This window comes from Castellaniella sp. GW247-6E4, from assembly GCF_040276065.1.
Classification (GTDB): Bacteria; Pseudomonadota; Gammaproteobacteria; order Burkholderiales; family Burkholderiaceae_B; genus Castellaniella.
This window is the reverse complement of sequence record NZ_JBELOI010000006.1, coordinates 105,784-130,292: the sequence shown is the minus strand read 5'-3', so window position 1 is coordinate 130,292 and position 24,509 is coordinate 105,784. Positions and strand designations below refer to the sequence as shown.

The following is a 24,509-nucleotide window of genomic DNA, read 5'->3' as shown; positions in this document are numbered from 1 at the left end:
GGACGATCAGCGGCGCGACAGCAAGGCGCCCAGCAACAAGCCCGCGACGCCGGCAATCCCGACGGCCTTCCAGGGATTGGCCTGGACGTACTCGTCGGTGTCGTGCACCACCTTGCGGCCCTGCTGCAGCAGGTTTTCCTGGGTTTCCGACAAGGCCTCACGCCCACGGTCGACCGCCTTGAGGGCGCGCTCGCGCAGATCGGCCGCCTTGTCCCCCGTGGCCTCGGCGGCCTCGCGCAGCAGTTTTTCAGCCTGATCGAGGCTGGTCTTCAGGTCCTCGATCAGCGCGTCCCCAGCCGATTGTGTCGCGATGGTTTTGCGTGTGGCCATGAAATCCTCCAGATTCAATGATAATGAACGACATCATCCTACCTGATTGCCGACGAAGCCGTGTATCGAAATCTTCCATGCCCGAGCCGCGGGATCGAACCGCCCTCAATCGTGCTTCTGGCGGGTGCCGAAGATCCGGTCGCCCGCATCGCCCAGGCCCGGGACGATGTAGCCGTTCTCATCCAAGTGGCTGTCGATCGAGGCCGTGTAGATTTCGACGTCCGGGTGGGCGCGCTCGACGGCGGCGATGCCCGTCGGGGCGGCCACGAGGACCAGGGCGCGGATATTGCGGCTGCCCGCCTGTTTGAGCATGTCGATGGTCGCGACCATCGAACCGCCGGTGGCCAGCATCGGATCGACGATCAGCGCCAGGCGCTGGTCGAGCTGGCCGACGAGTTTTTCCAGGTAGGTGTGGGCCTGCAGGGTTTCCTCGTTGCGGGCGATGCCCACCGCGCTGACCTTGGCCCCGGGCACCAGGCTGAGGACGCCGTCGAGCATGCCAATGCCTGCGCGCAGGATGGGGACCACGGTGATTTTCTTGCCCGCGAGCTTTTCGACGTCGATTTCGCCGCACCAGCCGGTGATGCGGGCGGGCTCGAGCGGCAGGTCCTGGGTGGCCTCGTAGGTCAGCAGGGCGGCGATTTCCTGGGCCATCTCGCGAAAATTCTTGGTACTGAGATCGGCGCGCCGCATCAGGCCGAGCTTGTGGCGGATCAGGGGATGGCGGACTTCGCGGATGGGCATGGCGGGTGTGTTCCAGAGGATTGTGAAATGCAGTGTAACCGCCCCGGGGCGCGCATGGCGGCGCGCGCGGCGGTCAAACGCCGATGTAGCGCTGCCACAGCGAGGGATCGGCGGCCAGCGCCTCGGAGCCGCCCCGCCACACGACCGCGCCGCGCTCGATGATGGTGTGCCGGTCGGCCAGGCGCAGCAGTCGACGCACGTATTTGTCGATGACGAGTATCGTCTGGCCCTGCGCCCGCAAGGTATCCAGGCAGTGCCAGATCTCTTCGCGCACCAGCGGCGCGAGGCCCTCCGTGGCCTCGTCCAGGATCAACAGAAGCGGATTGGTCATGAGCGCGCGGCCGATCGCCAGCATCTGCTGCTCGCCGCCCGAGAGTTGTCCGCCCATGTTCGAGGCGCGCGCGGCCAGGCCAGGGAACAAGGCATACACGCGCTCCAGCGTCCAGGGGTCGGCGGCGGCATTGCGGTGCGAGGCGAACGCCAACAGGTTTTCCCTGACCGTCAGGTTCGGGAATATCTGCCGCCCCTCGGGCACCACCGCCAGGCCCATGCGCGCGATCCGGTCCGGCGCCAGCGCCTCGATGCGCTCGCCGCGGAAGCGCACCACGCCGGCGCGCGCGGGCGTCAGCCCCAGGAGGGAGCGCACCGTGGTGGTCTTGCCCATGCCGTTGCGCCCCAGCAGCGTCGCCACCTCGCCCTGGCGGATCGAAAAGTCGACGCCAAACAGCACCTGGCTGCTGCCGTAGGCGGTCTCCAGGCCCTCGACCTCGAGGAGCGCGCTCATGGTACCCCCCGGCCGAAATCATCGCCCAGGTAGGCGCGCTGGACGTCGGGGTGGGCGTGGATTTCGTCGGGCGTGCCGGTGGCGATCACGCGGCCGGACACCAGCGTCGAGATGCGGTCGGCGAGACGGAACACGGCGTCCATGTCGTGCTCGACCAGCAGCATGCTCACCTCGCCGCGCAGGCCCTGCAACAGCGCGACCATGCGCTCCGATTCATCGGGGCCCATGCCGGCCAAGGGCTCGTCGAGCAGCAGCAGCCTGGGCCGCAGCGCCAGCGCCAGGCCGATCTCGAGCTGGCGCTGCTCGCCGTGCGACAGGGTGCCGGCCATGCGGTCCTGGCGCGCGCTCAGCCCCACGCGGCCCGCCATGACGGCGGCGGCCTCGTAGCGCGCATGGTCCGCGCGCGCCGGCCGCCAGAGCCCGAGGCCGCCGCCATCGCGCGCCAGCACCGCCAGCGCCAGGTTGTCCAGCACCGACAGCCGCCGGAACACGCTGGTGATCTGATACGAGCGCACCAGCCCCAGGCGCGCACGCTCGTGGACGGGCAGCCGCGTGATCTCGCGGCCGGCAAAATGAATCGAGCCCTCGGTGGGCGCCAGGACGCCCGAGAGTTGGTGGATCAGCGTGGTCTTGCCCGCGCCGTTCGGGCCGATCAGCGCATGCAGCTCGCCAATGCGCACCGCCAAGCTGGCGTGGTCGGTGGCCGCCAGGCCGCCAAAGCGCTTGACCAGGCCCTCGGCGCGCAGCATGTCGCCTGCGGCGCTCATGGCGCCCCCTTGTGGCGGCGGGCGAGGCTCATGAGGCCGTTGGGCGCGAGCAGGACGACGGCGAGCAGCACGGCGCCCAGGATGAACTGCCAATGGATGGTGTAGGTCAGGGCCGCCTCTTCGATCAGCAGGAATGCCGCCGCGCCCGCCAGGCCGCCGTACAGGTGGCCCACGCCGCCGAGGATCACCATGACGAGCAGGATGCCGGACTGGCTCCATTGCATCATCGCGGGACTGACAAAACCGGTCTGGTTGGCCAGCAGGGCGCCGGCCAGGCCGGCGATGGCCCCGGCCAGGGTGAAGGCGAACAGCTTGCGGCGATAGACCGCGAATCCCAGCGCCGCCATGCGCGCCTCGTTCTCGCGGATGGCCTGCAGCACGTGACCAAAGCGCGCATTGAGGAGCCGCGCAATGCCGACGAACACGAGGACACCGATCGCCAGCACCACATAATAGAACTGGATATCGTCCGACAGGTCCAGCCGCAGACCAAGCCACGAGCGCGACGCCATCGACAGGCCGTCGTCGCCGCCGTAGGCTTCGAGCGAAGACATCAGATAGAACAGCATCTGCGCGAAAGCCAGGGTGATCATGATGAAATACACGCCGCGCGTGCGCAGACTGACCAGGCCGATCACAAAGGCGAACAGGCCGCCGACCACGAATGCCGACGGCCAGGCGATCCACGCGGACGCCACGCCGGCGCGCATCAGGATGCCGACGGTATAGGCGCCCATGCCGACAAAGGCGGCGTGGCCGAAACTCACCATGCCGCCGAACCCGAGGATCAGGTTCAGGCTGCTGGCGGCCAGGGCAAAGATCAGCATGCGGCTGGCGACCCCGATATAGAAGCTCTCGTCCAGCGCAAGAGCGATCATCGGCAGCAGGATCAGCAGCACCAATAGCGGCACCGCGACGCGCGCACGCAGCGCATGGTCCAGCGGGCTCTGGGCCGCAGGCTCGGGGGTCGGGGTCATCGCACCCTCAACCATGGGCGGGAAACAGGCCCTGGGGCTTCCAGAACAGGACAGCGGCCATCAGCACATAGATCAGGATCGAGGCGACCGCCGGCCCGGCGCTGGCCGCCGCCGAAGGCCCCATCAGCATGCCAAACAGCAGCGGCACCACGGTGCGCCCCGCCGTATCCACCAACCCCACCAGCAGCGCGCCCAGCAACGCCCCGCGAATCGAACCGATGCCACCGATCACGATGACCACAAAGGCCAGGATCAGAATGCTTTCGCCCATGCCCACCTGCACGGCGAGCAAGGGCCCCAGCATCCCACCGGCGACGGCGCACAGTCCGGCGCCCGCCGCGAACAGCACGGTAAAAAGCCGCCGCACGTCCGCGCCCATGGCCTGCGCCATCTCGCGATTGGAGGCGCCCGCGCGCACCTGCATCCCCATGCGGGTGCGCGTCACCAGCACGTACAGCAGCAGGGCCACCGCCAAGCCGACCCCGATGATGAACAGGCGATAGGCCGGGTAGGTAAAGCCGGGCAGGAGCTCGACCGGACCCGAGAGCTCGGCGGGCATGGCCATCGGCACCGGCTGCGCGCCCCAGATCATGCGCACGCCCTCATTGGCCATCAACAGGATGGCGAAGGTGCCCAGGACCTGCGACAGATGGTCGCGGCGGTACAGGTGGCGGATGACGGTGTACTCGAGCAGCACACCCACGAGCGCCGTGGCGGCGATGCCGCCCGCCAGCCCAATCCAGAACGAACCCGAGGCGCCGGCGACGGTGGCGACCAGGTAGGCGCCGATCATGTACAGCGAGCCGTGCGCCAGGTTGATCATGTCCATGATGCCGAACACCAGCGTCAGACCGGCCGCCAGCAGGAACAGCATCAGCCCGAACTGCAGGCTGTTCAGGAGCTGTTCCAGGACGAGGATGCCGTTCACGCGCCCGGTATCCGGCGATCAGGAGGGCATCTGGCATTTGCCGACATACGCGTCGGCATGGTTCTCGAGCACCGGCCCCACCAGTTTGTTAGTGACCCGGCCCTGGGCGTCCTTCACGACCTCGCGCAGGTAATAGCTCTGCACCGGATAGTGGTTCTTGTCGAACTTGAACGCGCCGCGCACGGACTCGAAGGGCGCGGCCTCGAGTGCGGCCCGCAAGGCCGCCTTGTCCTCGACCTTGCCGCCCACCTTGCGCACGGCGCCGTCGATGAGGCGCGCCGCGTCATAGCCCTGCGAGGCATACATCGTCGGCAGGCGGCCGTATTCCTTTTCAAAATCGGCGACGAAACGCTTGTTTGCCGCATTGTCCATGTCGTGCGCCCACTGCGAGGTATTAAAGATGCCCAGCATGGGTTCGCCCACCGCCCGGATCACGTCCTCGTCGGCCGAGAAGCCCGGCGCAAAGAGCTTCATGTCCTGATTCAGGCCCGCGCCGACGAACTGCTTGATAAAGTTCACGCCCAGGCCGCCCGGCAGGAAGATGAACACCGCATCAGCCCCCGAGGCCCGCAGCTTGGAGAGCTCGGCGCCGTAATCGAGCTGATTGAGCTGGGTGTAGTCCTCCATGACCACCTCGCCCTCGTAGAAACGCTTGAATCCGGCCAGGTGATCCCGGCCCGCAGGGTAGTTGGGCGCCAGCAGCGCGACCTTCTTGAAGCCGCGCGCCTGCACGACCTTGCCGGCGGCCTCGTCGATCGTGTCATTCTGATAAGACGCGCTGAAGAAGTACGGGTTGCACTGCTCGCCGGCGTACTGCGAGGGACCCGCGTTGGCGCTGATGTAGAAGGTCTTGGACTGGAACACCGGCTGCCCCACCGCCAGCATGATGTTGGAGAACACGATGCCGGTCATGAAATCCACCTTTTCGCGCTTGAGCAGCCGATCAGCCGTCTGCTTGGCGGCATCGGGGCTCATCTGGTCGTCGGCCACGATGACCTCGGCCGGCACGCCGCCGAGTTGACCACCCGAGTGCTTGACCGCCAGTTCGAAGCCGTCGCGGATATCGATGCCCAGGGCCGAGCCCGGGCCCGAAAGGGTGGTCAGCAGGCCGACCTTGATCTTGTCGTCGGCCTGGGCCGCGCCCGCCAGGCAGGCCAGAACGGCTGCGGCGGTGATGAGGCGAAGAGATGGGTGCATGGGGTTGTTCCTCCTGGTCGGAATACTGCTTTTTGGTTGAAGTCGTGGTTCGAAAAAAGGGGCGCGGCGGCGCAATCCATCCGCGCCCTAGCGGGCGGCCAGCCAGCGCACCAGCGCATCGTCGAAGGCGCGCACCCCGGCGGCGTTGGCGTCGTTGACCAGGCTCACCAGGATGTAGCGCTTGCCGCTGGCGCCGCGCACATACCCGGCCAGCGAGCGCGCATTGCGCAGCGTGCCGGTCTTGAGGTGGGCCTGGCCCCGGGTCTCGTCGCCGCGCAGGCGCCGGCGCACCGTGCCGTCGACGCCCGAGATCGCCAGCGACGAGATGAACTCGGGCATCAGGGGCGAGCGCCAGGCATAGTCCAGCATCTGGGCCAGGCCCCGGGCGGTGATCCGGCCGTCCCGCGACAGGCCCGAGCCGTTGTCGAACACCCAGCCCGTGGTATCCACGCCCTGATTGCGCAGTAACTGAGCGACGCCGCGCCCGCCACTGGCCGGGGTCGCGCCGCGCCCCTCGAGCTCCGCACCCAGGGTGAGCAGCAGCATCCGCGCCATCACGTTGTTGCTGTGCTTGTTGATCTGGCGAATGATATCCGACAGGGCCGGCGAGTCGTGCCAGACCAGCGGCGTCGCCGACGCCGGAACGGGACCCTCGCGCACATCGCGCGCGAGGGTCCCGCCCAACTCCTTCCAGAGCATGCGGAACAGGGCCTCGAAGTACGCGGATTGGCTCGCGGCCAGGCGGTACACGCTGAATTCGCCGCAAGACCCCGCGGCGCGGCCCCGGACCTGAATGACGGTGGCGCCATCCTGGTGCAGGACGTCGGTCGCTACGGCGGGCGATCCGGGGCAGCGGCCGTCGGCCCACTCGATCTGGCCGCTGACCCGCACGTCGCGGGTCGGAGGGTCGACGATGGCGATCCATTTCCGCGCCGTGGGATCGGGCTGGAAGAGGAGACGGGTGGCACCGAAATTCACCATCATCGCGTCCGGGCTGGCGTTATAGGGCCGGTCGGGCGAGTCGTCGAAATCGCCCGGATCGATGGCCACCTGGCCGAAGATCCCGCGGTCGACGACGACCTCGGACAGATTCTTGACGCCGCGCAGGCGCAGCTGGCGCAGCAGGTTCCAGAGGTCTTGGACGGCAAAGAACGGATCGCCGGCGGCCTGCACGTACAGGGGACCCTTGAGCGTGCCCTGGCCGTCGACCTGCTGGCCGCGCTCGGTCAGCAGGCGGGTGCGCCAGACATAGTCCGGCCCCAGGCCCGACAGCCCCGACCAGGTGGTGACCATCTTCATCACCGAAGCCGGGTTGCGGGGCTCGCTGGGCTGGACCGACATCAGGGCCGGGCCACCGGCCTCGCGGACCTCGAGCGACAGGGCCGAGAGTGGGATGCGAGTGGCCTTCCAGGCCGCCTGGAGCTCCGGCGGCAAGCCCTGGGCCGCGGGTGCCGCGACGGCCCCGACCCACAAGGCGAGACCCGCCAGGCCGCGCCCCAGGCCACGCGTCCACCCCAAAAAACCGGTCCTCATCACACCAACCCTCGCAGGATCATGCTCGCACCCAGGTACAAAAAAGTATCAGCATAATCCAAAGCGCGGGGAGTCCAGAAGCGGTCGGACGCCGGACGGCTTAAAATACGGCCCTGCCCATCACCAGCCCCGGCCCGCCCGGCGCGCGCCTCAACCCCGTGGAACACGAACTCGACCTCAGCCAGTTCGATTACGAACTGCCTCCCGAACTCATTGCCCAGGCTCCGGCCGAACGGCGCGACGCGAGCCGCCTGCTGCGGCTGGACGCCGGCGGCGGCCTGCACGACCTGCGTTTCCTCGACCTGCCGTCCCTGCTGCGCGCGGGCGACCTGCTGGTCTTCAACGACACCCGCGTGATCAAGGCCCGCCTGCGAGGCCGCAAGGCCAGCGGCGGCCGGGTCGAGGTCCTGGTCGAGCGCATCACCGCGCCCCAGCGGGCCCTCGCCCACGTGCGCGCCAGCAAAGCGCCCGGCCCGGGCACCCGGCTGAGTCTGGCCGACGGCGCGCTCGAGGTCGAGGTGGCGGGCCGCGAGGGCGAGCTCTACGATCTGCGATTCCCGGCCCGGGTGCTGGACCTGCTCGAGCGCCACGGCGCGGTGCCCCTGCCCCCCTACATCACCCACGCGGCGGACGCGGGCGACGAGGCCCGCTACCAGACTGTCTACGCGGACAAGCCCGGCGCGGTGGCCGCCCCCACGGCCGGCCTGCACTTCGACCAGGCCATGCTCGAGCGACTGGACGCCCAGGGCATCGAGCGCGCCTTCGTGACCCTGCACGTGGGCGCCGGCACCTTTCAGCCCGTGCGCGCCGCGCACCTGCGCGACCACGTGATGCACGCCGAGCGCTACGTCGTCCCGGCCGACACCCTGCGTCGGGTACGCGAGACGCGGGCGGGCGGCGGGCGGATCATCGCGGTGGGGACCACCAGCGTGCGCGCCCTCGAGGCCGCCGCCGCCCAGGGCGGCGACGCGGGCGCGGCGCGCGAGGGCGACACCCGCCTGTTCATCACCCCGGGTTACACCTTCGCCTGCGTTGATGCCCTGATCACCAATTTCCACCTACCGCAATCGACGCTGCTGATGCTGGTCTCGGCCCTGGCCGGGATGGCGCCCATCCGCCGCGCCTACGCGCATGCCGTGCAATCCCGCTACCGGTTCTTCAGCTACGGCGATGCCATGTTCATCGAATCCGCCCACCAGCCATGACCGGACTCCAGTTCTCTCTCCTGCACACCGACGGCGCCGCGCGGCGCGGCCGCCTGATCCTGAGCCACGGCGAAGTGCAGACGCCGATCTTCATGCCCGTGGGCACCTATGGCAGCGTCAAGGCCATGCTGCCGCACGAGCTCGAGGACATCGGCGCCCAGATCGTGCTCGGCAACACCTTCCATTTATGGCTGCGCCCGGGCACCGACATTCTCGACCTGCACGGCGGCCTGCACGGCTTCATGCAATGGCCCCGGCCGATCCTCACCGACTCGGGGGGATTCCAGGTCTTCAGCCTGGATGGCCTGCGCAAGGTCACCGAGGAGGGCGTGCGCTTCGCCTCGCCGATCGACGGCTCACGGCTGTTCCTCACGCCCGAGGAATCGATGCGCATCCAGCGCTCGCTCAATTCCGACATCGTCATGGTGTTCGACGAGTGCACGCCCTACCGCATCGACGGGCGGCCCGCCACCCACGACGAGGCCGCCGCCTCGATGCGCATGTCCCTGCGCTGGGCCCGGCGCTCGCGCCAGGCGTTCCTGGCGCAGGGCAACCCGAACGCGCTGTTCGGCATCATCCAGGGCGGCATGTACGAGGACCTGCGTGACGAATCGCTGGCGGGGCTGACCGGGATCGGCTTCGAAGGCTACGCCATCGGCGGCCTGTCGGTGGGCGAGCCCAAGGAAGACATGATGCGCGTGCTGGCCCACGTGGCGCCGCGCATGCCCGCCGAGGCGCCGCGCTACCTCATGGGCGTCGGCACCCCCGAGGACCTGGTCGAAGGGGTCCGGCTGGGCGTCGACATGTTCGATTGCGTCATGCCCACGCGCAACGCGCGCAACGGCTGGCTGTTCACACGCCGAGGCGACATCAAGATTCGCAACGCCCGCTACCGCAACGACACGCGCCCCCTGGACCCGGACTGCGCCTGCCACACCTGCCGCCGGTTTTCCCGTGCCTATCTGCACCACCTGCAGCGCGCGGGCGAGATCTCGGGGTCGCGCCTGAACACCCTGCACAACCTGCATTTCTACCTGGGCCTGATGGACGAAATGCGCGGGGCGATCGAGCGGGGCCGTTTCGACGCCTGGCGCGAGGCCTTCGCCCGCGACCGGGCCCGGGGCATCGAATGATGCCGATCCGGATGATCCCGCGCCTGTCCGGACACCGCGATATGCCGCTACAATAAAGAGTTAAGCCTCAAAACCCCAAACCCCAAACCCTCAAACCCATACGCCACGCAACTGGAGCCTTCATGTCCCTCGCCGACACCTTGACCCTGATCACCGCCCAGGCCGCCGCCGGCGGCGAGAACGCCCTGATGGGCATGCTGCCCATCATCCTGATGTTCGTGATCCTCTATTTCCTGATGATCCGGCCACAGATGAAGCGCCAAAAGGAGCACCGCAACATGGTGGCCGCGCTCGCCAAGGGCGACGAGGTCATCACTTCGGGCGGCCTGCTGGGCAAGGTCACCAAGGTCGGCGACAACTACCTCACCCTGGAAATCGGCCAGGCCGGCGACAAGGTGATCGAATCCATCGTCCAGCGCACCGCCGTCACCACCATCCTGCCCAAGGGCACCATCAAGTCGCTCTGATCCGACGACGGGGCGCCCCGCGCGCCCCGCCCCCGCTCCCCGTCCCTCGATCGACTATGAACCGCTACCCACTCTGGAAATACCTCACCGTGCTGGCCGCCCTGATCATCGGGCTGCTCTACACGCTGCCCAATTTCTACGGCGAATCGCCCGCTGTCCAGATCGCCGGGGCCAAAACCTCGACCAAGGTCGACGCCGGCACCATGACGCGCGCCGAGCAGATTCTCGCCCAGGCCGGTATCCAGTCCACGGGCTCGTCCTTCGAGATGAACGGCCCGGTGGGCGCGGTGCGGCTGCGCTTCGACTCCACCGACACCCAGCTCAAAGCCAAGGACCTGATCGAGAAAACACTCAATCCGGATCCCAAGGACCCCGATTACACCGTGGCCCTGAACCTCATGCCGGCCTCGCCGAACTGGCTCTCGGCCCTGGGGGCGCACCCCATGTACCTGGGCCTGGACCTGCGCGGCGGCGTGCACTTCCTGCTGCAGGTCGACATGCAGGGCGCGCTGACCAGCCGCTACGATTCCATGGCCGGCGAGGCGCGCACGGCGCTGCGCGACGCGCGGCTCAAGTTCGAGGATGTCGAGCGCAACCAGTTGTCGGTGCGGGCCACCTTCGCCACGGCCGAAGACCGCGACGCCGCGGCCGACGCGCTGCGCCGCGCCATGCCCGAGATCACCCTCACCTCTGGCCGCGCGGGCGACGCCTTCATCCTCGACGGGGTGCTCAGCGCCTCGGCGGTCACGCAAGTCCAGAACAACGCACTCAAGCAAAACATCACCACCCTGCACAACCGGATCAACGAACTGGGCGTGGCCGAGCCGGTGATCCAGCAGCAAGGCGGCGACCGCATCGTCGTGCAGTTGCCCGGCGTGCAGGACGTGGCCAAGGCCAAGGAAATCCTCGGACGCACCGCCACCCTCGAGATCCACATGGTGGACGACTCGCCCACCGCGTCGGCGGCGCTGGCCTCGGGCACCGTGCCCTTCGGCCTGATCCGCTACAACGACCGCGACGGGCGCCCGATCCTGCTGCGCCGCCAGGTGATCCTGACCGGCGAAAACCTCCAGGATGCCCAGCCGGGCCGCGATCAGCAGACCCAGCAACCCACCGTCAACCTGACGCTGGATTCCAAGGGCGCGCGGATTTTCCGCGACGTCACGCGCGACAACATCGGCAAGCGCATGGCCATCGTGCTGTTCGAGAACGGCAAGGGCGAGGTGGTGACCGCGCCGGTGATCCGCAGCGAGATCCCCGGCGGCCAGGTGCAGATCTCGGGCAGCATGACCGCCCAAGAGGCCGCCGACACCTCGCTGCTGCTGCGCGCCGGCTCGCTCGCCGCGCCGATGCACATCATCGAGGAACGCACGATCGGCCCCAGCCTGGGCGCCGCCAACATCCAGCAGGGCTTTGATTCGACGCTGTACGGCTTTGCGGCCATCGCGGTGTTCATCATCATGTACTACCACCTGTTCGGCGTGTTCTCGACCCTGGGCCTGAGCTTCAACGTGCTGCTGCTGCTGGCCGTGCTGTCGATGCTGCAGGCCACGCTGACGCTGCCGGGCATCGCCGCCATCGCCCTGACGCTGGGCATGGCCATCGACGCCAACGTGCTGATCAACGAACGCATCCGCGAGGAACTGCGGGCGGGGCTACCGCCCCAGCAGGCGATCCACCTGGGCTTCGACCGCGCCTGGGCGACCATTCTGGACTCGAACCTGACGAGCCTCATCGTGGGCGTTGCCCTGCTGACTTTCGGCACCGGCCCGGTCCGCGGCTTCGCCGTGGTGCACTGCATCGGCATCCTGACCTCGATGTTCTCGTCGGTGGTGGGTGTGCGCGCGCTGGCCAACCTGTGGTATGGCCGCCAGCGCAAGCTCAAGTCGATCTCGATCGGCCAGGTCTGGAAACCCAAGCAGGACTAACCCGGGACTCATCATGGAATTCTTCCGCATCCACCGCACCATTCCGTTCATGCGGCATGCGCTGATCCTGAATATCATCAGCCTGCTGACATTCATCGCCGCGGTGGTCTTCATCGCCACCCGGGGCTTTCATCTGTCGATCGAGTTCACCGGCGGCACGGTGGTCGAGGTCCACTATACCCAGAGCGCCCCGGTGAACGACATCCGCACGGCGATCGAGAGCCTGGGCTACAGCGATTTTCAGGTCCAGAATTTCGGCACCTCGCAGGATGTCATGATCCGCCTGCCGATCCGGCCGGGCGAGGATTCCGCCAAGCAAAGCGAAACGGTCATGACGGCCTTGCAGGCCCAGGACGCCGGTGTGCAACTGCGCCGCGTCGAGTTCGTCGGTCCGCAGGTGGGCCAGGAACTGCTGCACAACGGCCTGATGGCGCTGCTGTTCGTGGTGGTGGGCATCATGATCTATCTGGCGGTGCGCTTCGAGTGGAAGCTCGCGGCCTCCTGCGCGCTGGCCAATCTGCACGACGTGGTGATCATCCTGGGATTTTTCGCGTTCTTCCAGTGGGAGTTCTCGCTGTCGGTGCTGGCGGGGGTGCTGGCGGTGCTGGGCTATTCGGTCAACGAGTCCGTGGTGGTGATGGACCGGATCCGCGAAAATTTCCGCAAGCAGCGCAAGGCCTCGGTGCGCGAGATCATCAACGCCTCGATCACGCAAAATATTTCCCGGACCATCATCACCCACGGCTCGACCCAGATGATGGTGCTGTCGATGTTCTTCTTTGGCGGCCCCACGCTGCATAATTTCTCGCTCGCGCTGACGATCGGGATCTGGTTCGGGATTTATTCCTCGGTGTTCGTGGCGGCGGCCCTGGCGATGTGGATGGGGATCAAGCGCGAGGACCTGGTCAAGCCGGTCAAGAAGGACGGCCCGGAAGTCGAACTGGGGTGATTGATTTTCCGTGCTGACGCACGGCATGTGTCGCTTCGGCCTTGCATCGGGCGTGCCGGGGGCTAAAGAACGCCGCACACCCACAGTACAATACCCACTTTTCCACCCTCATCAGCCCCCGGGATATAAACCCGTCACGGCGACCGACCATGCAAGAAACCACTCTGCGCCGCCCCGGCGCCCCCGTCCCCAAGCCCGCGCCCGCCAGCCCCGATCACGACCGCGCCCTATCGGCCCTGCTGCAGCCCACCGAGCCCGGTGGCACCCACCCCCGCAAGCTCTTCATCCGCACCTTCGGCTGCCAAATGAATGAATACGACTCGGAGAAAATGGCCGACGTGCTGCGCGAGGCCGAGGGCGTCGAGCTCACCCAGGACCCCGAGGACGCCGACATCATCCTCTTCAACACCTGTTCGGTGCGCGAGAAGGCCCAGGAAAAAGTCTTTTCCGACCTGGGCCGGGTGCGGCACCTCAAAGCATCGAAGCCCGGACTGGTCATCGGCGTGGGCGGCTGCGTGGCCAGCCAGGAAGGCGAGGCGATCGTGCGCCGGGCCCCCTACGTCGACATCGTGTTCGGCCCCCAGACCCTGCACCGGCTGCCCGATCTGATCAGCCGGCGGCGCGCCACGGGCCAGGCGCAGGTCGACATTTCCTTTCCCGAGATCGAAAAATTCGACGCCCTGCCGCCCGCGCGGATCGACGGGCCGACGGCCTTCGTCTCGATCATGGAGGGCTGCAGCAAATATTGCAGCTTCTGCGTCGTGCCCTATACGCGAGGCGCCGAAGTCTCGCGCCCCTTCGATAGCGTGCTGGTCGAGGTGGCCGACCTCGCCGACCAGGGCGTGCGCGAGGTCACCCTGCTGGGCCAGAACGTCAACGCCTATCGCGGCCCCGCCGGCGAAGGCGGCGAGGTCGCCGACTTTGCCATGCTGCTCGAGTATGTGCACGAAATCCCCGGCATCGAGCGCATCCGCTACACGACCTCGCACCCCAAGGAGATGACCGCCCGCCTGATCGAGGCCCATGGCCGCCTGCCCAAGCTCGTGCCCTTCCTGCACCTGCCGGTCCAGGCCGGCAGCGATCGGGTGCTGGCCGCGATGAAGCGCGGCTACACCGTGCTGGAATACAAGTCCATCATCCGGCGCCTGCGCGCGGCGCGCCCGGACATGACGCTGTCCTCGGACTTCATCGTGGGGTTCCCGGGCGAGACCGAGGCGGATTTCCAAAAGACCCTGGACCTGGTGCGCCAGGTCGGGTTCGACCAGTCCTTCTCCTTCGTGTACTCGCGCCGGCCCGGCACCCCGGCGGCGGACCTGGCCGACGACACGCCACAAGAAGAAAAACTCGAACGCCTGCACCGCCTGCAAGCCCTGATCAACGAACAGGCCGCAGCCATCAGCGCCGCCATGGTCGGCGGCACGCAGCGCCTACTGGTCGAAGGCCCTTCGCGGCGCGATCCCCACGACATGAAAGGACGCACGGAAAACAACCGCATCGTGAATTTCGCCGGCCATCCGCGACTGATCGGGCGCATGGTCGACGTGCGCATCACGCAGGCCCTCGCCAACACCCTCAGGGGCGAGATCATCCCCGAGCACGTCGAGGCCCGCCCATGAGTGAACGCCGCAAGCCCCTGTCGCTGCAACTGTCCGGCGACAACACGCAGCTCGCCAACCTGTGCGGCCCGCTGGACGACAATCTGCGCCAGATCGCCCAAGCCTACGGGGCCGAGGTTTCACGGCGCGGTAATCGCTTCTCGCTGCGCGGCGAGGGCGCGGCGCGCGCGGCGGAGGCCTTGCGGTGGTTCCACGAGCGTGCGGCCCAGGGGCCGCTGTCGCTGGACACCTTGCAGCTTGGCCTGGTCGAGCTGGGCGCCGGCGCGGATGGCGTGCCGCTCAAAGGCCCGGCGCTGCCGGAGCTCCCGCCCATCGACGACGCAAGCCTGAGCTTGCGCACGCACAAGGCCGACCTGCGGCCGCGCACCCCGCGCCAGCGTGACTATCTGAATGCCATCCTCAAGCACGATGTGACTTTCGGCGTGGGGCCCGCCGGCACCGGCAAGACCTGGCTGGCGGTGGCCTGCGCGATCGACGCCCTCGAGCGGGAATCGGTCTCGCGCCTGGTGCTCACCCGTCCGGCCGTCGAGGCCGGCGAACGCCTGGGGTTCCTGCCGGGCGACCTGGTCCAGAAAGTCGATCCCTACCTGCGTCCCCTGTACGACGCCCTATACGACTTGCTGGGCTTCGAGCGTACCCAGCGCCTGTTCGAAAAACAGACCATCGAAATCGCGCCGCTCGCCTACATGCGCGGGCGCACGCTCAATCACGCCTTCATCATCCTCGACGAGGCCCAGAACACCACCCCCGAACAGATGAAGATGTTCCTGACGCGCATCGGTTTCGGCAGCAAGGCGGTGATCAACGGCGACCCCTCGCAGGTCGACCTGCCGCGTGGCCACCAGAGCGGCCTGCTGCACGCGCTCGAGGTGCTCGACGGCGTGCCGGGCATCGCCTGCACGCGGTTCACCAGCCGCGACGTCGTGCGCCATCCCCTGGTCGCCCGCATCGTCGACGCCTACGAGCGGGCGGGCGACCATGTATCCTGAGTTCTCGCTATCCATCCAGTACGGCGAGCCGGCCCCCGAGCTGCCGCGCTGGCGCCTGCGGCGCTGGGTCGGACGCGCCCTGGCCGGCGCGCTGGCGCCGCCGCAGCCGCGCGCCGGCCGGCCCGTCGCCCTGGCGCTGCGCCTGGTCGGCGAGGACGAAGGCCGCGCCCTGAACCTGGCCTACCGCCAGCGCGACTACGCGACCAACGTCCTGACCTTCGAGTACGGCGAGGACCCCTCGGGCCTGATCAGCGGCGACATCGTGCTGTGCGTGCCGGTGCTGCGCCGCGAGGCCCGCGGCCAGGGCAAACCCCTGACGCACCATGCCGCCCACCTGGTCATCCACGGCGTGCTGCACGCCCTGGGATACGACCACATCGAGCCCGACGAGGCCCGCGCCATGGAATCGCTCGAGACCGCCATCCTGGCGGCACAGGGAATTCCCGATCCCTACCAGGCATCGCCACGGGCCTGACGACAGGGCTTTTCGGTTATGCTAGGCGTTCCGTATACGCGTCCCCAGGACAATGCCAGACCCCAACCCATCCGACCCCGAACCCCGACCTACGCGCTCGACCGGCAAACGCCTGTTCAACCGCCTCACCGCCTTCCTGAGGCCCGCGCCCCCCGCAGACCGTAAAGACATCAAGGCCGTCCTCGACGCGGCCCACGACCAGTCGGTGCTCGACGGCGAATCCTACGCCATGATTTCCGGGGCCCTCGAGGTCGCCGACAAGACAGTCTCGGACATCATGGTGCCCCGCTCGCGCATGGACCTGCTCGACGTCAGCCGGCCGCTGGCCGAACTGATGCCAGACATCATCGAAACCGGACACTCACGCTTTCCGGTCTACGAAAACGACCGCGACAACATCCTGGGCACCCTGCTGGCCAAGGATCTCCTGCTGGCCCTGTCCGACCAGCAGTTCGACGTCCGCGGCCTGGTGCGCCCGGCGGTCTTCATTCCCGCCACCAAGCGCCTGAACGTCCTGCTGCACGAGTTCCGCAGCAACCGCAATCACCTGGCCATCGTCATCGACGAACACGGCGGGATTTGCGGCCTGGTCACCATGGAGGACGTCCTCGAGCAGATCGTGGGCGACATCGAGGACGAATTCGACGAGGACGCCGAAAAGACCATCTTTCGCACCGGCGACAATAGCTGGCGGGCGATGGGCTCGACCGACATCGAGGTCTTCAACGACACCTTCGAGGTCTCGCTGCCCGACGAGGACCACGACACGCTCAACGGCTGGCTGGCCGAGGAACTGGGCCACATTCCCCGCCGGGGCGAGCGCCTCGAGCGCGAGGGACTGCTGCTGACCGTGGTCAGCGCCGACAGCAAGTGCGCACGCTGGCTGCACATCCAGCGCCAACCCCAGCAAACCCACGACGATGCCGCCTGAGGCCGCGGCCACGCCGGGCCGCAAGCCCCTGCTGCACGGTCCGCTGGCGGCGCTGGGCGCGGGCGGCCTGCAGGCCCTGAGCTTCGCCCCGGGCCCGCTGCCCGCCTGGAGCCTGCCCTTCGTCCAGGTCGTCGCCCTGGCGGTCCTCGCCCATCAGGTCTTTTGCGCGGCCTCGCCGCTGCGCGCCGCCTGGCGCGGCTGGCTGTTCGGCTTTGCCCTGTTTCTGGTCGGCGTCTACTGGCTGACCATCAGCATGCACACGTTCGGCGGCATGCCCCTGGCGCTGGCCATCGCGGCCCTGGCGCTGTTCGCCGGCGCCATGGCCTTGTACGCCGCCCTGGCCGCCGCCCTCACAAGGCTGCTCTGCGGGCCGCGCGGCGGCGTGGCCGAGCGCGCGCCCCGGCAAATCCTGAACGCCGCCCTCTGGGCCTCGGCCTGGACATTATGCGAATGGCTGCGCAGCACCTTGTTCACCGGCTTCCCCTGGCTGAACATCGGCTACGCGCATGCCGAGGGCATGTTCACAGGCTGGGCGCCGATCATCGGCGTCCACGGCCTGGCGTGGCTGGCGGCTTTCGCGGCGGGCGCCATCGCCCTGATGGCCCGCGCCAAGGACACCGTGTACGACCGCTCGGCGGCCGCCACGATCGGCCTGGCCGTGGCCACCGGCCTGCTGGGCATCGCCTGGACGCACATCGCCTGGGTGCGGTCCGATGGCGCGCCCATGGTCGTGCGCCTGGTCCAGACCGGCACCCCCCAATCCCAGAAATTCGATGCCGCCCGCTTCCAGGACGCGCTGGCCAAGGATCTGCGCCTGGCGGGCCTGCCCCCAAAATCGCCGGACGATGCGCCCGGCCTGGTGGTGTTGCCGGAAACGGTCATGCCCGCGTTCCAGGATGCGATCCACGAGGACATCTGGGCGCGCTGGCGCGCGGTGGCGCAGGCCCTGGGCGCGCCGGTGCTCATGGGCATGCCCCTGCGCCGCACCACGCCAGAGGGCGTACGCGTAACCAACGGGGCGCTCGTCATCGAGCCGGACGGCGCGGCAGGCGCCACGCCGGGGCTGGCCTGGCACTACGACAAACGCCACCTCGTCCCCTTCGGCGAATTCGTCCCGCCGGGATTCCGCTGGTTCGTCGACGCCATGGACATCCCCCTGGGCGACTTCGACCGGGGCCCGGCGCATCAGCCGCCGCTGCGGGCCGGCTCGCAGACCTTCGCCGTGGACATCTGCTATGAGGATACCTTCGGCGCCGAGATCGCCGCCACCGTCAGGCCCGGCCCGCAAGGAGACAGCCCCAGCGTGCTGGTGAACCTCAGCAACCTCGCCTGGTTCGGCGACACCTGGGCCCTGCGCCAGCACCTGCGGATCGCCCGCCTGCGAGCCCTGGAAACCGGACGGCCCATGATCCGCGCAACCAACACCGGCATGACGGCCGCCATCGACCCCCTGGGGCGCGTGCGCGCGACCCTGGATACACAGGGGCCGGGCGTGCTGGACGTCGAAATCCAGGGGACGCAAGGCCTGACGCCCTACGTGCGTTGGGGCGATCTGCCCACTCTGGCCTGGACGCTCGCCTGCCTGCTGCTGGGCCTCGCGCGCCGCAATGCGCCCCGCCGGCACGAGGCTACAGCAGACGCCGGCCAATCAGATCCTTGATCCCGCCGGGCTCGAGGGGCTGGGCAAAGAAATAGCCCTGGGCATAATTGCAGCCCGCCATCCTCAGCAATTCGCACTGTTGCGTGGTGGACACCCCCTCAGCGATGACGGCCAGCCCCAGTTTGTGCGCCATCACGATGATGGCCTGACACAGCGCAAGGCTCTCGGTGCCGGCGCCCAGCGCGTCGACGAACGTGCGGTCGATCTTGATGTAGTCGATATCGAAGCGGTTCAGGTATGACAGCGAGGAATAGCCTGTCCCGAAATCATCCAAGGCCACCTGGACCCCCGCATCGCGGAAGGCCAGCAGCTTTTCCTGGGTCGCCGGCCCCATGTCCATCAGCAGGCTTTCAGTGATCTCGACCGTCAGGCGCTCGGGCGCGACGCCGAGCTCGCGCAAGTGCGCCAACCAGTCCCCTGTCTGGATACCGTCGGCAAGCAACTGGATGGGCGAGACATTGATGCTCATCTGCAGGCCGTCCGCGAGGGCGTGGCGCCAGGCCACGAGCTGCATCGTGGCCTCGCGAAACACCCAATCGCCGATCTCGCGGATGAGGCCGGATTCCTCGGCCTGCGCAATGAATGCCGTCGGCGACAACACGCCGCGCGCCGGATGACTCCAACGCAGCAGGGCCTCGACCTTGACCATGCGGCCGGTATCCAGTTCGACGATGGGCTGGTAGAGCAGGTGGAATTGACGTTCGGCCAGGGCGGACTGAAGGTCGCGGTGCAGTTGGCGGCGCATCAGCGCGGCCTCGCGCATCGAGGGCTCGAAGCGCCGGTACTGATTGCGCCCGCCTTCCTTGGCCGCGTACATCGCCAGGTCGGCGTTGCGCAACAGCTCGCCGGCCTCCTCGCCATCCTCGGGGTGGAAGGTCACGCCCGCGCTCGCCGAGACCGTGACCTCCTGGCCGCTCAACAGGTAGGGCCTCGCCAGCGCCTCGAGCACGTCGCGCAGGATCCGGTCGACGGCCGGCGAATCGCCGCCGATCCCTTCCAGGATCAGGGTGAATTCGTCGCCGCCCAGGCGGGCCACCACGTCGTTCTCACGGACCGCGCCGCCGATCCGCGCCGCCACCGCGCGCAACAGGGTGTCCCCGACCTCGTGCCCCAGGGTATCGTTGACCTCCTTGAACAGGTCCAGGTCGAGAAAGACCAGCGCCACCGAGCCGTGCGCGCTCGCACGCGCGCGCTCCAAGGCTTCCTGCAGCTTGAGATGGAAGTGCTGGCGATTGGGCAGGCTGGTCAGGCTGTCATAATGCGCCTGGCGCCAGATCAAGTCCTCGGAGCGCTTCTGCTGCGTAATGTCGCTGAAAATCCCGACAAAGCACCGCACGCCGCCCTCGGCGTCGTAGACCGCGTTGATGGTCAGGTGCTCGGCATAGTCCTGGCCGTCCTTGCGCCGATTCCACAGATCGCCGCTCCAGCGGCCCCACACCCGCAGGTCCTCCCAGAGCTTTTGGTAAAAGGCGCCATCCTGCCGGCCCGAGGACAGGACCCGCATATTGACGCCCAGCATTTCTTCCTGTGTATAGCCGGTGATCACGCTGAAGGCGGGGTTGGTGTTGAGCACGCAGCCTTGGGCGTCGGTGACGACGATCGCCTCGCTGGTCGACTCGAAGACCAGGGACGCCTCGCGGGCCGCCGCCTCGGCCTCGCGCCGCTCGCTCACGTCCATCAGCAGCACGACCACCGCGCGGTCCGGCCCCAGCCGCATCGACGAGCAGAACAGCTCGACCGGCAGCCCCTTGCCGTCCGCCGAGCGCAAGTGAAAGACGTGCGCGCGGTCCGTGCTGAGCCGGCCATCCAGATAACCGCCCAGCAGGGCCTTGATGCGCTGCCGGTCCCGCGCGACGAAGGCATCTTCGACCCTCGAGTCGTAGAGCGGCGCGCCGGCTTCGAGGCCCAGCATCCGGGCGTAAACACCGTTGGCATAGCGCAGGCTCATATCGTTGAGCACGACGATCACGCCCACCGCCGCGTTATCCGCCACGCCCTGAAACAGAGCCTCGGCCCGCAGCAGATTGTCGTGCTCCGTCTGGATCCGCTTCATGAGTTCGTGCGTGCGCCGCGCGCTGTCGTTCAGGCCCCGCGCGAGCTGGCCGATCTCGTCATTGGGCGTATAGGCCACGCGTGCCGCGTAGTTCCCCCGGATGAGCTCCTGACAATACCCGGACAGCACCCGCAAGGGACGCAGCACATACTGCCGCACGGCCGCGCTGGCCAGCAGCAACAGCAGCAAGTCCAGGCCGAACACCAGGTAGAGCGCCTCGAGGTGGCTGCGGCGGTAGGCCGCCTCCTTGTCCACCAGGCTGACCAACAGTTCCTCGGTCGCCCGCAAGACGGCCTGGGCCTGCGCATCGAGAGCCTGGAACGCGCGGGCGCGATCCTCGTCGTCGGGAATGCCGCCCGTCAGGTGACGCGCCAAGGCGTCCTCGCGATACTGGCGCCAGGCGCCCCCGACCTCGCGCAGGCCCTCCTGCAGCGCGCCTTCGAGCGGACGCACCGTCATGCCGAAGACCTCACCGCCGACCGACAAGGCCCGATAGGCGTGCTCGAAATCGGCAACGTCCCCGCGCAGCCGCCCGCCCATGGCGTCCCATCCCTGGGCTGCCGCCTGCCCATGATATGCCGCGCGCTGGCTGAGCATGCGCATCTTGCCCGCCACGTTCACGATCGCGGCGACCGAATCGGAGCGATCGATCGCCAGACGAACCACGATGATATTGGCCGCCGCCAACAGGAAGATCAACAGGAACACCACGCCAGCCTTGCGCCCCAGGCTTTGATCATGCAGGGACCTCAGCCACCTGCCGCCCGACGCTATCCAAGCCCACCTCATACGCCGCGCGCCACCCGACCCCGCCTTTCGGCCAGACGCCGCTCGAGCCCCGCGGGCTCGAGCGGCTCGTCATACCAATACCCCTGGCCCGCATCGCAGCCCGCGCGCAGCAGGAGCTCGTGCTGCGCCTCGCTGGTCACGCCCTCGGCGATCACCTGCACGCCCAGCTTGTGGGCCAGCAAGATGATGGCCTCGCACACGTGCAGGGCCTGAACGTCCTCGACAATGTGCGCGGTGGTGGCATGATCGAGCTTGATATAGTCCGCGGGCATGCGGCCGATCGTGGACATTGAGGCCGAGCCGATCCCGAACGCATCCAGGCCGATGCCCATGCCGGCCTCGCGCAGGGATCGCAAATTGGCCAGCGCGCCGACACCCATGCCCGCCAGCGCGCGTTCCGAGAATTCGAGCACGATGCCGTCGGCCGCCAGGCCATGCCGCCGCAGACATTCGAGCCATTCCAGACGGTTGCCCTCGCCGCCCTCGAGCTGCGCGGGCGACACATTGACCGCCACCCGGAATTCCCCGCCGTACCGCGCGCGCCAGTCCGAGGCCTGGGTTGCCACGCGATCGAGGACCCAATCGCCGATGGTGCCGATCAACTGGCGGTCTTCGACCATGGGCAGGAAATCCATCGGCCGGATGATGCCGAGCTCGGGATGATTCCAGCGCAACAACGCCTCGGCCTCGGACAAGCGGCCGGTGCCCATGTCGTAGATCGGCTGGTACACGAGAAAGAACTGCTCGTCGGCCAAGGCTCCGGGCAGGCCCTGGACCAAATCCCTGAGCATCCGCGCGCGGGTGCGCATGTCCTTATCGAAATAGCGATGGTGGTTCGGCCCCTCGGCCTTGGCCGCGTACATGGCCAGATCGACGTGCCGCAGCAAGGAGTCCTTGTCCTCGGCGTCCTTGGGATACAGGGCGATCCCGATGCTGGCGGAAACCCGCAGGGATTCCCCGGCCATCAAGTAGGGCGCCGTCACGCTGCGCATGATGTCGCGGCGCAGGCCCTCGACCTGGGCCTGGTCGCCGGCCCCGCCCAGGAGAACGACAAACTCGTCACCGCCCAGCCGAGCCACGAACCCGGCCTCGCCGGCACAGGCGCGCAGGCGCCCAGCCACCTCGGTGAGCACCTGGTCGCCCACGGCATGGCCCATCGAATCATTGATCGCCTTGAATCCATCCAGATCGAGGAACATGAGGGCGAGCGGCGGACCGCCGCGCGCAACCCGTTCCACCGATCGCTCGAGCCGATCGTTGAAGTACTGGCGATTGGGCAGCGCGGTCAAGGGATCATGGTGCGCCTGCCACCAGACTTGCTTCTCGGCATGCTTTTTTTCCGTGATGTCGCTGACCATTGCCACCCGGCAATTGACCGAACCATCATGGTTCCAGGCGGTGTCGACGACCACGCGCTCGGCATAGTCCTCGCCGGATTTGCGCCGGCTCCAGTACTCGCCCTCCCAGCGCCCGGTGGTGTTGATCGCATGCCACATGGCGTCGTAGAAGTCGCGATTGTGCCGGCCTGGCTTGAGCAGCGGCAACATCTCGCCCACCACCTCGTCGGCCCAGCGACCCGTGATCCGGGCATAGGCCGGATTGACATCCATGATCACGCCTGCCGCATCGGTGACGGCGATCGCCTCGCCGCTGTTCTCGTAGGCGATACCCGCGAGTTGGGCCGAGGCCTCCGCATTCTTGCGTTCCGTAATGTCCTGGACGATCCCGATGATCGCGGTGGCCTCCCCGACCTGGAGGCTGGAACTGAAGACCTCGACGTCGATGACGGTCCCGTCCTTGCGCCGCCCATGGCGCTCGTAGCGCACCGTCCCATCCTTGCGCTTGAGGCTGGCCTTGATCGACTCGGCCACCAGGTAGCGCTCGCGCGGCACGATCACCCCCATGACCGGCAGCGTGTCGATCATTTCCTGGGGCGTATAGCCGAAGATCTCGGCCATCTTGGCGCTCACGAAGCTGAAGCGCTCACCCTCGGCGAGATAGATGCCAACCATGGAATTGACCGCGAGGCCCCGAAAGATCGTATCCGAGCGCTCGCGCCCGATCCGGTCCTTGCGCGTGGTCTCGAGCAGGTCCTGGATGCGCTGCGCGCCGCTATTGAACGCCTGGACCAGGTCGCTCAACTCGTCCGTGCCCTTGTAGTCGATCCGCGTCGCGAAATGGCCGCGCATCCAGTCCCTGCACGACAGGTGCAGCTTGCGCAGCGGCGATATCAGGCGACGACGCACCAGCACGAAAGCCACCAGCAGGACGAGCAGGTCGATCGCCAACAAGCCCGCACCCAGGCCGAGGGCAAGGGCTTTGCGCCGCTGCACGACCTCGAGCAGCTCGTGGCTCAGCGCCTGCAGGGATTGGGTCAGCGCCTCGGCATCATCGATGACCCATTGCCGCAACACCGACGACGAGACGCCCGTGTGTCCGACATCGGACAGGCCCTTGACGGAATAACTGTCCAGCACCACGGACTGGACCCGACTGCGGAAGGACTCCCAATCGCGCTGGATCTTGGGCAGATAGGCGCGCAGGCGGGGATCCTCGAGCGGAGCGATCTCGCGACCCGCAACCGCGCCCCCGTGCTCGAGGGCCGCCAGGCTCTGGCTGAAGACATCGACGCCACCGCCCAGATAGGCATCGAGCGCATGATTCGCGTCGGTGAGGCGCACCGACTGCAAGGCGGTCTGCAGGCCGAGCACCCGCATCCTATCCAGGGTATCGAGCTTGGCGACGGCATTCGCATGATAAGACTGGAGGATATACGCGGCGAACCCGTTGCCGATCACGAGCACCAGGAGCAACGCGAAGAACACCCCCGCCATGGTATTCAATCCGCGGGGGGGAGCGTGGCGAGCGTGTGAATCTCCTGTCATGCCCCACCATGTGAATCGTCAGAGGGTCAGTTAAAGTAACACATTGTACCTTTGACAGGAGCTTTCAAACCGACTGCAATCGTGGATACCAGCGCCGAAACGTATCTGTCATCGGCCCCGCGGAACCTGCCTATCATCCGAGCAGGGGAATCCCGCGCGCCCCTCAAGC

At 67.7% G+C, this 24,509-nt stretch carries 20 protein-coding genes; 10 read left to right on the top strand and 10 right to left on the bottom strand.

The features are described 5' to 3' along the window. Nucleotides 1-6: 6 nt before the first annotated feature. From ABS761_RS09205 to dacB, 8 genes are all read right to left on the bottom strand, one after another. Nucleotides 7-330 (bottom strand): ElaB/YgaM/YqjD family protein, encoded by a 324-nt coding sequence (locus tag ABS761_RS09205; protein WP_350407974.1) that lies wholly within the window; start codon nt 328-330, stop codon nt 7-9. Nucleotides 331-435: 105 nt separating this feature from the next. After that, nucleotides 436-1,074: a uracil phosphoribosyltransferase gene (gene upp, locus ABS761_RS09200; protein ID WP_350407972.1), complete on the bottom strand. Its 639-nt coding sequence runs from the start codon at nt 1,072-1,074 to the stop codon at nt 436-438. 73 nt (nt 1,075-1,147) lie between these two features. Further along, nucleotides 1,148-1,858: an ABC transporter ATP-binding protein gene (locus tag ABS761_RS09195; RefSeq protein ID WP_350407970.1), complete on the bottom strand. Its 711-nt coding sequence runs from the start codon at nt 1,856-1,858 to the stop codon at nt 1,148-1,150. Then, a complete protein-coding gene (locus tag ABS761_RS09190; protein ID WP_350407968.1) occupies nt 1,855-2,625 on the bottom strand; it encodes an ABC transporter ATP-binding protein in 771 nt (256 codons plus the stop codon). The genes ABS761_RS09195 and ABS761_RS09190 overlap by 4 nt, the downstream gene beginning before the upstream one ends. After that, complete coding sequence (locus ABS761_RS09185) at nt 2,622-3,617, bottom strand: branched-chain amino acid ABC transporter permease (protein WP_350407966.1); 996 nt, start codon at nt 3,615-3,617, stop codon at nt 2,622-2,624. The genes ABS761_RS09190 and ABS761_RS09185 overlap by 4 nt, the downstream gene beginning before the upstream one ends. Then, the gene (locus ABS761_RS09180) at nt 3,610-4,530 is read right to left on the bottom strand and encodes a branched-chain amino acid ABC transporter permease (protein ID WP_350407964.1); all 921 of its coding nucleotides are present in this window, start codon (nt 4,528-4,530) and stop codon (nt 3,610-3,612) included. Before ABS761_RS09180 ends, ABS761_RS09185 begins: the two co-directional genes overlap by 8 nt. Nucleotides 4,531-4,548: 18 nt before the next feature. Then, nucleotides 4,549-5,727 (bottom strand): ABC transporter substrate-binding protein, encoded by a 1,179-nt coding sequence (locus ABS761_RS09175; protein ID WP_350407963.1) that lies wholly within the window; start codon nt 5,725-5,727, stop codon nt 4,549-4,551. 87 nt (nt 5,728-5,814) lie between these two features. Then, nucleotides 5,815-7,260 carry a D-alanyl-D-alanine carboxypeptidase/D-alanyl-D-alanine endopeptidase gene (gene dacB / locus ABS761_RS09170; protein WP_350407961.1) on the bottom strand — a complete coding sequence of 482 codons (1,446 nt, stop codon included), beginning with the start codon at nt 7,258-7,260 and terminating at the stop codon, nt 5,815-5,817. A gap of 158 nt (nt 7,261-7,418) precedes the next feature. Here dacB and queA point away from each other — a divergent pair, with 158 nt between their 5' ends. From queA to lnt, 10 genes are all read left to right on the top strand, one after another. Next, the gene (queA, locus tag ABS761_RS09165) at nt 7,419-8,465 is read left to right on the top strand and encodes a tRNA preQ1(34) S-adenosylmethionine ribosyltransferase-isomerase QueA (RefSeq protein ID WP_350407960.1); all 1,047 of its coding nucleotides are present in this window, start codon (nt 7,419-7,421) and stop codon (nt 8,463-8,465) included. After that, nucleotides 8,462-9,598: a tRNA guanosine(34) transglycosylase Tgt gene (gene tgt / locus ABS761_RS09160; RefSeq protein ID WP_350407959.1), complete on the top strand. Its 1,137-nt coding sequence runs from the start codon at nt 8,462-8,464 to the stop codon at nt 9,596-9,598. The genes queA and tgt overlap by 4 nt, the downstream gene beginning before the upstream one ends. Before the next feature lie 122 nt (nt 9,599-9,720). Further along, the gene (gene yajC, locus ABS761_RS09155) at nt 9,721-10,065 is read left to right on the top strand and encodes a preprotein translocase subunit YajC (protein WP_350407958.1); all 345 of its coding nucleotides are present in this window, start codon (nt 9,721-9,723) and stop codon (nt 10,063-10,065) included. A gap of 56 nt (nt 10,066-10,121) precedes the next feature. Then, nucleotides 10,122-11,993, top strand: a complete 1,872-nt coding sequence (secD, locus tag ABS761_RS09150; protein ID WP_350407957.1) for a protein translocase subunit SecD — start codon at nt 10,122-10,124, stop codon at nt 11,991-11,993. A 13-nt stretch (nt 11,994-12,006) separates the two neighbouring features. Continuing rightward, nucleotides 12,007-12,942 carry a protein translocase subunit SecF gene (gene secF, locus ABS761_RS09145; RefSeq protein WP_350407956.1) on the top strand — a complete coding sequence of 312 codons (936 nt, stop codon included), beginning with the start codon at nt 12,007-12,009 and terminating at the stop codon, nt 12,940-12,942. A gap of 149 nt (nt 12,943-13,091) precedes the next feature. After that, entirely contained in the window at nt 13,092-14,558 is a 1,467-nt protein-coding gene (gene miaB / locus ABS761_RS09140; RefSeq protein ID WP_350407954.1) for a tRNA (N6-isopentenyl adenosine(37)-C2)-methylthiotransferase MiaB, read from the top strand. Next, nucleotides 14,555-15,547, top strand: a complete 993-nt coding sequence (locus ABS761_RS09135) for a PhoH family protein (protein ID WP_350407952.1) — start codon at nt 14,555-14,557, stop codon at nt 15,545-15,547. Before miaB ends, ABS761_RS09135 begins: the two co-directional genes overlap by 4 nt. Beyond that, entirely contained in the window at nt 15,537-16,022 is a 486-nt protein-coding gene (gene ybeY / locus ABS761_RS09130; protein WP_350407950.1) for an rRNA maturation RNase YbeY, read from the top strand. Before ABS761_RS09135 ends, ybeY begins: the two co-directional genes overlap by 11 nt. Before the next feature lie 52 nt (nt 16,023-16,074). Continuing rightward, entirely contained in the window at nt 16,075-16,953 is an 879-nt protein-coding gene (locus ABS761_RS09125; RefSeq protein WP_350407948.1) for a CorC family transporter, read from the top strand. After that, complete coding sequence (gene lnt, locus ABS761_RS09120; protein ID WP_350407947.1) at nt 16,943-18,613, top strand: apolipoprotein N-acyltransferase; 1,671 nt, start codon at nt 16,943-16,945, stop codon at nt 18,611-18,613. Before ABS761_RS09125 ends, lnt begins: the two co-directional genes overlap by 11 nt. On the opposite strand, the gene ABS761_RS09115 is transcribed toward lnt, so the two are convergent. Together ABS761_RS09115 and ABS761_RS09110 are read right to left on the bottom strand one after the other, a co-directional pair. After that, on the bottom strand, nt 18,582-21,455 hold the full coding sequence (locus ABS761_RS09115; RefSeq protein ID WP_350407945.1) for an EAL domain-containing protein: 2,874 nt from the start codon (nt 21,453-21,455) through the stop codon (nt 18,582-18,584). The two genes, lnt and ABS761_RS09115, sit on opposite strands and share 32 nt — an antisense overlap. Next, the gene (locus ABS761_RS09110) at nt 21,452-24,289 is read right to left on the bottom strand and encodes a bifunctional diguanylate cyclase/phosphodiesterase (RefSeq protein ID WP_350407944.1); all 2,838 of its coding nucleotides are present in this window, start codon (nt 24,287-24,289) and stop codon (nt 21,452-21,454) included. The genes ABS761_RS09115 and ABS761_RS09110 overlap by 4 nt, the downstream gene beginning before the upstream one ends. Between the last annotated feature and the right edge of the window lie 220 nt (nt 24,290-24,509).